Genomic DNA, 12,345 nt, shown 5'->3' with positions numbered 1-12,345 from the left:
GCGTCCGTCACTCGCGGTGCGCCGCCGCCCGGAGCAGTTCCTCCCGCAGTCGGACCGGGGAGGTGCCGTGCCAGCGGCGCACCGCGCGACGCAGGGCCCGCTCGTCGGAGAAACCCGCCCGGTGGGCGATGTCACGCAGCGTCAACTCCGGGCGCAGCAGCAGCTGTTCGACGCGCTCGCGGCGTACTCCCTCGGCGAGTGCCTCGTAGGTGGTGCCGCAGTCGGCGAGCCTGCGGCGCAGGGTCCGTTCGCTCGTCGCGTGCCGTCTCGCCTGTTCGCCGAAGGACGGGATCATCGGGAGGCTCTGCGCGACGGAGATCTCCAGCACTTCCAGGAGGTCCTGCTGGTCGGTGCGGGCGGCCAGTTGGGCGTCGAGCGTCTCCAGGGTGGCGGCGTACGTCACCGGGTCCCGGCCGGGCATCCGGGCGCCGGCCCAGGCGGGGTCGACGACGATGCGGTCGGCCGGGGCGCGGAAGCGGACCGGACAGCCGAACAGGGCGCCGTACAGCTCGCGTTGCCGGGGCGGCGGCGCGGAGAACTCCACCACGCGCGGGACGAAGTCCGGGCCGACGGCCAGTCGGGACAGGGTGACCACGGAGGCGAACCCCTCCTCGATCAGGAAGGAGGCCACGCTCGGGTCGATGGCGGGGTCGGGCAGGTCGGCGCGCAGGACGAAGGCGCCGTCCTCGTGCACGCCGGTCGACCACACGGTCATCGCGCCGGAGATGTTCTGGTACCTCACCCCGGTCTCGATGGCGTGCCGCAGCGTGTCGGCGGCCAGCAGCGCGAAGCCGAGCAGCCCCCACGCGGTCAGGTGCTGGGCCGCGCCGACCTTGAGCCCCAGCCGCTCGTCCCCGGTGAGTTCCAGCGCGCGCTTGATCACCGCGCTGCCCTGCCGGTACGACACCCGCAGCGCGGCGGAGCGCATGAGCGTCTCGTCCAGGCCGACCCGGCCGAGCAGGGGCCGCAGGTCGATGCCGCGTTCGTCGGCGACCATGACGAGATAGCGCAGGATGTTCGGCTGGATCGTCGCCGACGTGCTGCGGTTGGTCCCCGACGGGTCCGGCGGGGTGGGGGCAGGGAGCATCGCACTCACCTTCTCGTGTGCGCCCACCGTAAGCACCCGGGCGCCGGGGGACGCCGGCCCTGGCCGCCCGGGTCCCCTCAACGGCCCCCGCCGTCCTGCGTCCGCCCTGCCGCGGCTGACTACGGTCCGTGCATGTCCCTCAGCGCTCCAGGTCGAGCCCAGGCCGGGCGCCCCGCCGCGAAGGCCGGTGCCCGCAGGTCGGCGACCCTCGCGTTCGCCGCGCAGGGTGTGTCCGTCGCCGCCGTGTACACGACCGTCCCGGCGGTCACCGAACACCTGCGGCTGCCCCCGCTCCTGACGACCGTCACGCTGGTCGCGGTGGCTCTGACGGCGGGCGCCGGCAGCTTCCTCGGCCTGGCCGCGGTCCGCGTCGCCGGTCCCGTCCCGACGACCCGCGGGGCCCTGGTGACGGCCGCCGCCGCGCTGACGCTGATCGGAGCGGCCCCCGGCCGGGCGACCGCGGTCTGCGCGTACGTCGTCTTCGGCATCGCGATCGGTGCCCTCGACGTTGGGATCAACACCCGGGCCGCCGCGATCGAACGCGCCTACGGCCGCAGCGTCTTCGGCTCCTTCTACGCGGCGTGGAGCGCGGGCGGGGTCGTCTCGGCCCTGCTCACCGCGGGGGCGGCCCGGCTGGGCTGGCCCGTGTCCGGCGGTCTGTCCATGCAGGCAGGCATCCTCCTGGTCGTCGCCTGCTGCCTGCGCACGCACACCCTGCCCGCCGCCGCGGAATCGTCGTCCCCGTCGGCGCAGCCGCCCCTGGGCCGCCGCCTCTGGCTCCGGCTCCTCCCCTTCGGTCTGGTCCTCCTCGTCGTCTACGTCGTGGACTCGACGGTCTCCGCCTGGTCCGCGGTCTATCTGCGCCGGAACCTCGCCGCGTCCCTCGCCGTGGCGCCGATGGCGTACGCGGCCTACCAGGCCGGCACGGTCGCCGGCCGTGCCGCCACCGACCGTCTCGTGCGGAGGTTCGGGGCGGTGGCCGTCGTACGCACCGCGGCTGTGCTGGTCGCGGGTGCGCTGGCGGGCATGGCCGCCGCGCCGACCTGGCCGTTCGCCGTGCTCGCGGCCGGGGCGGTGGGGCTCGGGGCGTCCGTGCTGGCCCCGCTGTGTCTGGCCACCGCGGCCCGGTTGCGGCCCGGCGCCGCGGAGGCCGTCCTGGCACGCCTGAACCTCTTCAACTACGCGGGTGTCGTCACCGGCGGCGCCGTGAGCGGACTCCTCGGCTCCACCGGCGAGTTCCGTCTGGCCTACGCGGCACCGGCCGCCCTGGCGATGCTCGTCCTGATCGCGGCCCGCCACTTCACCCCGCTACTGCTTGACCGCGCCGGCCAGTCCGTTGATGAAGAACCGCTGCAGCACGATGAAGATCACGACGATGGGCAGCAGGGTGATGACCGACCCCGCGCACACCAGGGTCCAGGCGGTGGAGTTCTGGCCGATGAAGTTGAACATGCCCACCGACAGCGTGTGCAGTTCGGGGCGGGAGAGGGTGAAGACCAGCGGGATGAAGAAGCTGTTCCAGGCGGTGATGCAGGCGAACAGGCCGACGGTCGCCAGCATCGGCCCGGACAGCGGCAGCATGATCCGCCAGAAGATCTGGTGGAAGTTGGCCCCGTCCACGCGGGCCGCGTCCTCGAGGCCCCGGTCGATCGTCGTGAAGTAGCCCATGAAGAGGAAGGTGCCGAAGACCATCCCGCCCGCCGACTGGACGATGACCACCGACCAGAGGGTGTTGAGGAGATGGAGGCGTTGGATCAGGTCGAAGACCGGGATGATCGTGTAGCCGTGCGGCAGGAAGAGCGTCACCCCGACCAGGCCCAGCCAGATCTTCTTGCCGGGGAAGTCGGTGCGGGCCAGGACATAGCCCGCCATGGAGGTGGCCAGCAGCGTGACGACGACGGTCCCCATGGCGAACAGGACCGTGTTGACGAAGAACCGGCTGAAGTCGGCCTGTGTCCAGGCCTCGCTGTAGTTGGACCAGTGGAACTCGTCCGGGATCGGGTTCAGCCCGCCGGAGAAGAAGCCGTCGGTGCTCTTGAGTGAACTGCCCAGCGCCCACAGGAACGGATAGAGCCAGACGAGGCCGCCGCCGAGCAGTGCGAGATAGAGCAGACCGCGTCGGCCTCGGCGCAGGCTCAACCGCGTTCGGAGGCGCGGACGTTGGGACAGTGTGGACATCGACGTAACCCTTTACTGGTTGGCGGCCGTGCGCCGACGGGTGAGCCGGCGCAGGGCGAGGACCTGCAGCGCGGAGAAGACGATGAGGAGCAGTCCGTAGAGGAACGAGGCCGCGGAGGCCAGGCCGACGTCCGGTTGCGCGGCGGCACCGGCCGAGCCGCCGAACGCCAGGTGGTAGATGTAGGTGTTGACGACCTCGGTGGCGAAGTACGGACCGCCACCGGTGAGGACCTGCACCAGGTCGAAGACCTGGAAGCTGCCGATGAACGCCAACACCACGATGACGACGCCGACTTGGCGCAGCATCGGGATGGTGATGCGGAAGAAGGACTGCACCGGCCCGCAGCCGTCGAGCTTCGCCGCCTCGTACAGCTCGGCGGGGATGGTCTGGAGTCCGGCGAGGAAGTAGACGAGGTTGTAGCCGAGGGTGTGCCAGATGCCGATCGCGATGATCACGGCCAGGGCGGTGTGCGGGTCGCCGAGCCAGTCGACATGTCCGTCCGTCACCCCGGTCTTGGCGAGCAGACTGCCCGCCGAGTCACCGAAGTTGGCGAGCATGAGCTGGATGACGACGCCGACGACCGCCGCCGAGGTGACGACGGGGATGAAGTAGACGGTCCGGAAGAACAGCGCGAACTTCAGCTTCGGGTTGTTCAGTACGAGGGCGAGCGCCAACGCCAGCAGGAGCTGCACCGGGACGAGCACGAACGCGTAGACGAAGGTGTGCTCGACGGCGCCCCAGAAGATGCGGTCGTGCAGGATCTGCCGGAAGTTGGCGAGGCCCACGTAGTCGCCTGGTTCACCGATGCCGTTCCAGCGGTAGAAGGTGTATCCGAAGGAGGCGATGATCGGGTAGATCACGAAGGCCAGCAACAGCACGGCCATGGGGGCGAGATAGACGTACGACCACGTGGCGGCGCGGATGCGGCGGCCGAGGCCGGGCCGGGGGGGGCGACCGGTGGTGCGGTGGGGGGCGGCAGTTCGCGCCGGCGGGTGGCGAGGAGTGACATGGCGGCGGCTCAGGCCTTCTTCGTGGTGTACGGCTTTGTGGGGTCCCAGTCCGCGAAGACGTAGTCGGACGTGCTGACCTTCTTGCCCTGCTCGGCCACGGCGGCGACCGCGTCGGACAGGAGCTGGAACTTCTTGTCGGCCAGGCTGCTCAACTCACCTTGTACGTCCTTGATCTGGCCGGTGTAGACGCCGGTCACCACGTCGCTGATGTCCGGCTTGGGGACGCTGGGTGCGACGGCGGCCAGTTCCGGGTTGCGCACGAGGGGCACGGGACCGCTCAGTACCTGCTCGGTCATGCCGACGAAGGCGGCGAAGGGCTTGGAGTCGATGCCGTCCGGGTTGTTGTTCGCGGGGTGCGCGGAGACGCCGTTGAGGTCCTCGACCCAGCGGCGCCCGGCGGCGGGGGACGTCAGCGCGTCCAGCCACTGGAAGGCCTCGTGCGCCTTCTTGGTCTTGGCGGAGACCGCGGCGAAGGAGCCGTTGCCGACCGGGTCGGCGTAGTAGTAGCCCTTCGGTGTCGTGGTGGGCGAGGGCAGGGTGACCAGGCTGTAGTCGGTGAACTTGTGCTGGGTCCACTCGGGTTGGTTCCACACGCCGCCGACGGTCATGCCGAACTTGCCGCGCTCGAAGAACGCGCGGGCCGCTTCGTCGGAGAGGCTGACGGAGTTGGGGTGGAAGAAGCCGCGCTTCTTCCATTCGACGAACAGCTCCAGGAAGTCGGCGTAGGCGCGGTCGGTGGCGAAGGTCCACTTCCCGACGCGGTAGTCGAGGCCGGCGCCGGGGAGGGTGGGGGCGCCGCCCGGTGCGCCCGCGCCGCGGACGAACAGGTCCAGCCACCAGGCGAGTACGCCGATGCCGTCGGCGTTGCCGAAACCGAGGCCGTACGCCTTGCCGCCGCTCTTCTTGGTGATCGTCTGGGCGGCACTGGTCACTTCGTCCCAGGTCCTGGGCACCTTCACGCTCCCGTCCGGGTTCGTGAGGCCGACGGACTTGAAGACGCCGTTGTGGATGTAGAGCTGGTACTGCGGGCCCGAGCCCTTCAGCGGGGCCGAATAGACCTTGCCGTCGAAGACGTTGGCGCCTTCCAGGAAGGTGCCCTCGGGGAAGCGCGCCCGCCACTTCGGGGTCGCCCACTCGTCGAGGGGGTGCAGCCAGCCCTTGGCGACCTGCTCGGCGACGCTGGGCACCTGCGGGATCATGAAGACGTCCGGCGGGTTGCCGCTGCGGTTGGCGAGCGCGACCAAGTCGGCGTACTTGGCGTTCTGTTGGGTCGTCTTCTTGACGCCGACCCCGCTGTGCCCCTTCTCGAAGAGGTCGATCTCCTTGTCGACCCAGGGGGCCTGGGTGACGTACCAGTCCCAGTAGGTGAGCGCGTCCGCCGACGAGGAGGACGAGCCGGAGCCGCAGGCGCTCAGGCCGCCGCCCACCGCGAGGGTGCCGGCGCCGAGTGCGGCGGTGCGCAGGAGGGCGCGTCTGGAGACGTTCGACGAAGTCATCTGGTGTTCCTCCGGCATGTAACGTTCACTGAACCGTTTACAGTAACGGGGACGTTAAGGGGGCGCCCCACAGCCGTCAAGAGGTTCGGCAATGCTGGGGAAACTCCGGACAGGCACCCGCACCTGGGCGTAGAGAATCCCGCGCCGGTTGTGTAACTTTTTCATCGGTGTTACTTACATCGGCCGTTCACCGGGGCAAGGAGAAGCAGCGCATGGCTCAAGGTCGGGGTTCCGCAGGTCGGGCGACGATCCGTGACGTGGCGTCGCGCGCGGGCGTGTCCGTCGCCACCGTGTCGCGGATCCTCAGCGAGGCGTACACGGCGCCTCCGGCCACGCACGAGCGGGTCATGCAGGCCGTGCGCGACCTCGACTACGTGGTCAACGCCAACGCCCGCACCCTCAGCACGACTTCGGGGCTGGTGGCGATGGTGGTCAACGACATCACCTCACCGTTCTTCATGAACGTCGCCTCCGGGGTGGAGGAGCAGGCCGTCGCCGACGGCCGGGTCTGCCTGGTCTGTTCCACCCAGGGGGTCCCGGAGCGCGAGCTGTCGGTGATCAACCTGATGCGCCAGCGCGGCGCGGAGGCGATCATCCTGGTCGGCGGCATGGCCGAGACCGAGGAGCATCTCACCCAACTCGCCGCCGCCGCCGAGGGGATGGACCGCGCCGGCGCCCGCCTGGTGCTCTGCGCCCGGCCGTGGAAGGGCACCAAGGCGCCGGTGGACGTGGTGGAGTGCGACATGGAGGCCGGCGCCTTCGCCGCCACCAGTCATCTGCTCTCCGCGGGTCACACCCGGGTGGCCCACCTGGCGGGCCCGCACGAGTTCAGCGTGGCCGGCCAGCGCCTCGAAGGATACGAACGGGCGCTGCGCGCACACGGCATCAAGCCCGACCCGGCACTCGTCGCCGAGACCGACATGACACGCGAGTCCGGCTACGAGGCGGCCGTGCGCCTCCTCACCGACACCGATGCCACCGCGATCTTCTGCGCCAGCGACATGAGCGCGGCGGGCGCCATCGCCGCCGCCCGCGACCTGGGCCGCTCGGTCCCCGACGAGCTCTCCGTGGTCGGCTTCGACGACATCCCGCTCGCCGAGGACCTCTACCCGCGCCTGACCACCGTGCACGTCCCCCAGCAGGAACTCGGCCGCTCCGCCGCCCGCCTGGCCCTGCACCGCCGCGCCACGGATCCGCCCAGTCGCCGTGTGGTGCTCGGCTCGCACGTCGTCGTACGCCGGTCGGTGGCACCCCCGGCCCGCCTCAACACCGCCGGAAAGGCGGACAGTTGACATCCGAAGACCGGCTCCTCTCGCCGTACACCGGCTGGACGCGTACGCACTGGGAGGCACTGGCCGACGCACAGCTGGCCGCCGTCCGCCCGTACGCCACCGACCACCACGCCCTCCTCCATCTGCCCGGCCCCGCCAGCCGCTCCGGCCGGCACAGTGACGGCCTCGAAGGCTTCGCCCGCACCTTCCTGCTCGCCGGGTTCCGCCTGGCCCACTCCGGCGACAACGACCCGGGCGGTCACGCGAGTTGGTACGCCGAGGGCCTGACCGCCGGCACCGACCCGGGCTCCCCGGACCACTGGCCGAGCATGCGCGAGTGCAGACAGGCCAAGGTCGAGTGCGCGTCGGTGGCCATCGCGCTGCACGAGACCCGGCCCTGGATCTGGGATCGGCTCGACGACGGCGTACGACAACGGATCGTCGCCTGGATGACGGAGCTGCTCGGCAGTGACGTGCCGGACAACAACTGGGTCTGGTTCAGGGCGATCACGTCGGCGTTCCTGCGTTCGGTCGGCGCCCCGTGGAGCGCGCCGGACATCGACCACGCGATCGCGCGGACGGAGGACTGGTACGCGGGCGACGGCTGGTACGCCGACGGCGGCACCGGCGGCACGCTGCGGCACTTCGACCACTACTCGGGCTGGGCCATGCAGTACTACCCGCTCTGGTACTGCCGCATCTCGGGCACGGCCGCGCACCCAGACCTGCTCCCCCGCTACCGGGCCCGGCTGCGCCGCTACCTCGACGACGTCCAGCACCTCGTGGCGGCCGACGGCGCCCCGCTGTACCAGGGCCGCTCCCTCACCTACCGCTACGCGACGCTCTGCCCGCTGTGGGTGGGCGCCGTCTTCGACGCCACTCCCCTGCCCGCGGGCCGCACCCGCCGCCTGGCGAGCGGAGTGCTGCGGCACTTCACCGAAGCCGGCTGCTTCGACGAGCGCGGGCTCCAACCGCTGGGCTGGCACGGGGAGTTCCCGGCCATCAGACAGCCCTACTCCGGGCCCGGCTCGCCGTACTGGTCGAGCAAGGGCTTCGCCGGACTGGTGCTGCCGCCGGAACACCCGGTGTGGACGGAGAAGGAGGAGGCCCTGCCGATCGAGACCCGGGACGTGCGGCGGACGGTGACCGCCCCGGGCTGGCTCGTCTCCGGCACGGCCGCGGACGGGGTGGTACGCGTCGTCAACCACGGCAGCGACCACGCCTTCGGTGACGGCGTCGACGTCGAGGCGGACGACCCGACGTACACCCGCCTCGCCTACGCCACCCACGCGGCCCCCGACAGCACGGAGGCGAGCCTGAACGACCCGCTCGACTCGCACTTCGCGCTGCTCGACGCCGACGAACGCCCCTCCCACCGCCGCCCGTTGACCCGGCTGCACCTCGGTGTGCGCACCGCCGTCTCCCGCCACCGCGCCCACTGGCCGCTCGGCCCGGTACCCGCCCCGTACGCCCACGACCCCGCGCCCGCCTTCCGTACGGGTCCGTGGCTCACGACGGCATCCGTGCTGAACGGCCCGCTGGAGGTGCGGCTCGCTCGCGTCGACGGCCCGTTCCAGGAACCACTCCGGCTGCGGCTCGGCGGCTACTGTCTGGCCGCCGACGAGCCGCCGCTCGCCCACGAGGAGACCGGGCCTGCCGCGTGGGTGAGCCGCTCGACCGGCCCGTCCAGCACGGTGGTCGGTCTGCGCGGCTTCGACCGAGCAGGCATCACCACCGCGCGGGACGCCAACGCCTTCGGCCCGTACTCGGCGACACCCTGGCTCGCCACGACCGAGGAGGTCGAACCGGGCGCGGTGTACGCCGCGTTGGTCTGTCTCTCCGGAGTGGTCGAAGGCCCGGGTGCCGCCGAAGCCGTACGTCTGGAGGTCGCGTACGACGGTGACGGCACCGCGCTCGCCTCCGTCAGCTGGCCCGACGGAACCGAGGACAACGTCCGTCTGGAGCCGTCGAGTTGACCCGTGCGCCGGGATCAGGCGCCGTACGTCTCGATCACGTGCCGTCGATGAGCCGGACCGCGATCGCTGGACTGAACTGGCCGGCGGGGACCGTCGGGGCGATGCCGCACTGTCCGTCGGAGTTGCCCGGTGTCTTCACCCACAGCAGCAGGTCCTCGGCGCCGCCCACGCGCGCGGTGACGCCGAGTCTGCGCCCGGCCGGGTTGCACCACTCGCCGTTGGAGCCGTTGCCGTTGCGGCTGGTGTCGACGACGAAGTGGGAGCCGCCGCCGAGCGCCGAGTTGATCGAGTTGCCGTAGGTCTCCGAGGACGAGGTGGTGTAGAAGTTCGAGACGTTCACGGAGAAGCCGCGGACGGTGGCGACGCCCGCGGACCTCAGTCGGCTCGCCATGGTCGCGGGGGCGACCCAGTTGGTGTGCCCGGCGTCCAGATAGGCCCAGGTGTTGGGTGCCTTCTGCTGGAACATCTGGGCGGCGTAGGCGAGCATCGCGAGGCGGTCGCTGATCTGCGCACTCGTCAGGCAGCCGAAGTCCGACAGGGCGTCCGGCTCGATGACGACCACGGCGGGGCGGTCGCCCACCGCCGCCGCGAAGGTGGAGATCCAGGTGCGGTACTCGGCCACGCTGCCCGCGCCGCCGGACGAGTGGCCGCCGCACGCGTCCCGGAGCGGGATGTTGTACGCGACGAGGACCGGCAGTTTGTCGTGGCTGTCGGCCGCACCGACGTAACTGGAGACGGCCGGCCCGATGCCCCCGCTCTCGGCGGCGAACCAGCGGGCGATCGGCTGCGAGGCGATGGCCGACTGGATGCGTGCGGCCCGGGTGTCGGAGGGGTTGTTCCGGACCCAGACGGCCGGGCCCGAGTCGGGGTTGGAGTAGAAGCCGCTGGTCAGGGAGATCGGACTGGCGGCGGCCGCCGAACCGGCTGACAGGAGCGGCAGCGGCGCAACGAGCAGACAGATCAGGGCGGTTCGGAGCGCCACGGTTTTGAGTGAGGCGGTCTTGAGCGAGCGGGTATTGAGTGAGGCGGTCGTGAGCAGGCCTTTCCAGCGCATGGGAATCCCTTCCTCTCAGCGGGCCGAGTCCGCGGCGAAGGTCGCCACCCAGGCGAGCGCGGAGTTCCAGTTGATGGCGATCTCGTTGGTCGAGTACGAGTAGATGTCGTCGATGTAGCAGGTGGCGGGGGCGCAGCCGACCAGGTTCTGCTGCGCGACCGGGTCCTGGAGGGCCGAGTCGGGGCCGCCGGCCAGTGAACCGGGCGGCGGGCTCGGCAACTTGGGGTCGATCTGGTGGGCCCAGATGCGGTTGTGCTGGTTGTGGCTGAACCGGGTGCCGTAGCCGGTGACGAAGGACTGGTTCAGGGCGTTGCGGCCGAGCAGGTAGTCCAGCGACTCCAGGACGGCGCCGCGGTAGACGTCCCGGTGGGTGAGGTCGTACGCGGTCGCGATGACCATGGCGTTGTTCGCGGTGACGCTGTTGGAGCCCCAGGCGTAGGCGCCGTCGGCGGGCAGGCTGGGGTTCGGGTAGCCCTGCGACCGCTCGTCCCGCACGAACCCGTCCGCGACCGCGAGGACCCGCTTGCGGGCGGCGGCGACCATGCGGTCGGGGAAGCGGTTCGGCAGCCGGACGACGGTGAGGTCGGCGAGCGCGCCGGTGTCCCGCCAGGAGAACCCGGCCGGGGTCATCCTCGTGTCGATCCGGGACAGATAGGCACGGTCGTGCGTGGTGGCGTACAACTCCGTTGCCGCCCAGGAGAATTCGTCGGTCACGTCCGTGTCGGCGTACGCTCCTCCGCCGACGCTGTCGCTGCTCGGGGCGTACACGTCGGGGTGGGCGAGCGCGGCCTTCCAGGCGGTCTCGGCGGCGGTCAGGCAGGTGCGGGCGAAGCCGGCGTCATATCGGGCCCAGACCCGGGCGCACTGGGCGCCCGCGGCGGCCAGGTTGAGGGTCGCGGCCGTGGACGGCGCGTGCAGGTAACGGGGTTCGGAGTCCTGGTCGGGCTGCGTGGGCAGGGCACTCCAGGCCAGGTCGTGGATCTTGTGGTGGGCCATGCCGGCCAGCGGCTCGCCCGCGGGTACCTGCATGCTCAGCAGGAACTCCGTCTCCCAGCGGGACTCGTCGAGGACGTCCGGGACGCCGTTGTGGTTCTCGGGGATGCTCAGCAGTCCGTCGCGCAGGCCTGCGGAGTCGCCCTGGGCGCGGGAGCGTTCGTAGGAGTCCATCAACTGCCATGCCGCGAGGGCCCCGTTGACGACGTACTTGCCCTGGTCGCCGGCGTCGTACCAACCTCCCTGGACGTCCAGGGAGTAGTCGCACGTGCCTGGCAGACAAGGGACGTCGGTGTCGCCCTTGTTCGGGGCCACGCCGATGTGACCGGCGGGCCGGGCGTAGGCGTCGCCCGCGTACCGGGCCTCGATGGGGGTGCCGCTGCGGACATCGTAGAAGTACCCCAACGCGTCCTTGCGCAGGGAGGTGTACGGGTTGTCCGCGATGGCGAACGGGTAGCTGGTCGCGTCGCCGACCGCGAGCGTGTACCCCGTACCGGCCTTGCGCACCGAGCTGAAGTCGGCGATGTGCACGTGGTCGCCGGAGGCGGTGTCCGTGCCCTGGACGTGGGTGCGTCCGACCTTCACGACCGCGCCGGAGGCGTCGAGCAGGCGCCAACGGACCGGTTCGGTCGAGGAGTTGACGATGGACGCCCTCTTGGGGCCGTGGACCGCGTAGCCGTACTGGTTCGTCCGCACCGGGGAGCCGAAGTCGCGTCCGCCGCCCGGGGGTGTCGCGCCGCCGGTGAGCGAGACGTCGTCCAGGCAGAGGGTGAACGGCTGGGTGGCGCCGCCCTGTTGGAAGGAGAGCTGGGCGTGCAGGTCGGCGCGCGTGGAGGTGCCGGTGAACTGGAAGGTCTTGGGTGTGGTGGTGACGGCGGCCGTCTTGTTCAGGGTGGTCGTGACCGGAGCGGTGGGCACCTGCAGTACGGCGTGGATCGACACGTCCCGGGTGGCGGACGCGGTGAAGCGGAGCGTGTAGGGCTGTCCGGCCTCCAGGGGGATGTCGTTCTGGCCGATCATGGAGTCCCATACGTTGACGGTCCCCGCGGGGACGTTCGCGCACAGGCGGCCCAGGTCGACGGTGGACGGCGTGTTGCCACTGCTCCACCACGGTGTCTTCACGCTGTCGAACGTGCCGTTGAGCAAACGTTCGTAGGGTGCTTCCGCGGCGTGCGCGGGCATTGTGGCGGTCGCGGCCAGGGTGGCGGCGGTCAGGGCGGGCGCGAGGAACACCGCGCCCCATCTGTGCTTGCGGAGTCTGGTCCTGCGGTACATACCG

9 protein-coding genes and 1 pseudogene are annotated in these 12,345 nt (G+C 71.0%); 3 read left to right on the top strand and 7 right to left on the bottom strand.

Annotation, left to right across the window (positions count from 1 at the left end):
• Positions 1 to 7 precede the first annotated feature (7 nt).
• Both ACWD5F_RS30010 and ACWD5F_RS30005 read right to left on the bottom strand, forming a co-directional pair.
• Positions 8 to 1,087, bottom strand: a complete 1,080-nt coding sequence (locus ACWD5F_RS30010) for an AraC family transcriptional regulator (RefSeq protein WP_451259047.1) — start codon at positions 1,085 to 1,087, stop codon at positions 8 to 10.
• A 119-nt stretch (positions 1,088 to 1,206) separates the two neighbouring features.
• Complete coding sequence (locus ACWD5F_RS30005) at positions 1,207 to 1,575, bottom strand: hypothetical protein (protein ID WP_451259045.1); 369 nt, start codon at positions 1,573 to 1,575, stop codon at positions 1,207 to 1,209.
• 175 nt (positions 1,576 to 1,750) lie between these two features.
• Between ACWD5F_RS30005 and ACWD5F_RS30000 the strand changes: the two are divergent.
• A pseudogene (locus tag ACWD5F_RS30000) lies at positions 1,751 to 2,335 on the top strand (MFS transporter); the annotation flags it as partial.
• 60 nt (positions 2,336 to 2,395) lie between these two features.
• On the opposite strand, the gene ACWD5F_RS29995 reads toward ACWD5F_RS30000, so the two are convergent.
• The 3 genes from ACWD5F_RS29995 to ACWD5F_RS29985 all read right to left on the bottom strand — a co-directional run bounded on the left by ACWD5F_RS29995 (position 2,396) and on the right by ACWD5F_RS29985 (position 5,772).
• Positions 2,396 to 3,265: a carbohydrate ABC transporter permease gene (locus tag ACWD5F_RS29995; RefSeq protein ID WP_451259043.1), complete on the bottom strand. Its 870-nt coding sequence runs from the start codon at positions 3,263 to 3,265 to the stop codon at positions 2,396 to 2,398.
• 12 nt (positions 3,266 to 3,277) lie between these two features.
• The gene (locus tag ACWD5F_RS29990) at positions 3,278 to 4,150 is read right to left on the bottom strand and encodes a carbohydrate ABC transporter permease (protein ID WP_451259041.1); all 873 of its coding nucleotides are present in this window, start codon (positions 4,148 to 4,150) and stop codon (positions 3,278 to 3,280) included.
• Positions 4,151 to 4,284: 134 nt separating this feature from the next.
• The gene (locus ACWD5F_RS29985) at positions 4,285 to 5,772 is read right to left on the bottom strand and encodes an ABC transporter substrate-binding protein (protein WP_451259039.1); all 1,488 of its coding nucleotides are present in this window, start codon (positions 5,770 to 5,772) and stop codon (positions 4,285 to 4,287) included.
• A 257-nt stretch (positions 5,773 to 6,029) separates the two neighbouring features.
• Between ACWD5F_RS29985 and ACWD5F_RS29980 the strand changes: the two genes are divergently transcribed.
• Positions 6,030 to 7,064 (top strand): LacI family DNA-binding transcriptional regulator, encoded by a 1,035-nt coding sequence (locus ACWD5F_RS29980; protein WP_451259037.1) that lies wholly within the window; start codon positions 6,030 to 6,032, stop codon positions 7,062 to 7,064.
• A complete protein-coding gene (locus ACWD5F_RS29975) occupies positions 7,061 to 9,019 on the top strand; it encodes a DUF2264 domain-containing protein (protein ID WP_451259035.1) in 1,959 nt (652 codons plus the stop codon). Before ACWD5F_RS29980 ends, ACWD5F_RS29975 begins: the two co-directional genes overlap by 4 nt.
• Before the next feature lie 34 nt (positions 9,020 to 9,053).
• Here the strand turns inward: ACWD5F_RS29975 and ACWD5F_RS29970 are convergent, their stop codons facing one another.
• The gene (locus tag ACWD5F_RS29970; protein ID WP_451259033.1) at positions 9,054 to 10,073 is read right to left on the bottom strand and encodes a glycoside hydrolase family 6 protein; all 1,020 of its coding nucleotides are present in this window, start codon (positions 10,071 to 10,073) and stop codon (positions 9,054 to 9,056) included.
• Between the two features lie 15 nt (positions 10,074 to 10,088).
• Positions 10,089 to 12,341 carry a glycoside hydrolase family 9 protein gene (locus tag ACWD5F_RS29965; RefSeq protein ID WP_451259031.1) on the bottom strand — a complete coding sequence of 751 codons (2,253 nt, stop codon included), beginning with the start codon at positions 12,339 to 12,341 and terminating at the stop codon, positions 10,089 to 10,091.
• Positions 12,342 to 12,345 lie beyond the last annotated feature (4 nt).

The sequence above is a fragment of the Streptomyces sp. NPDC002499 genome (genome assembly GCF_053595415.1).
Note: the sequence above shows the minus strand (reverse complement) of the source record. Positions and strands in the feature narration are given on the sequence as shown.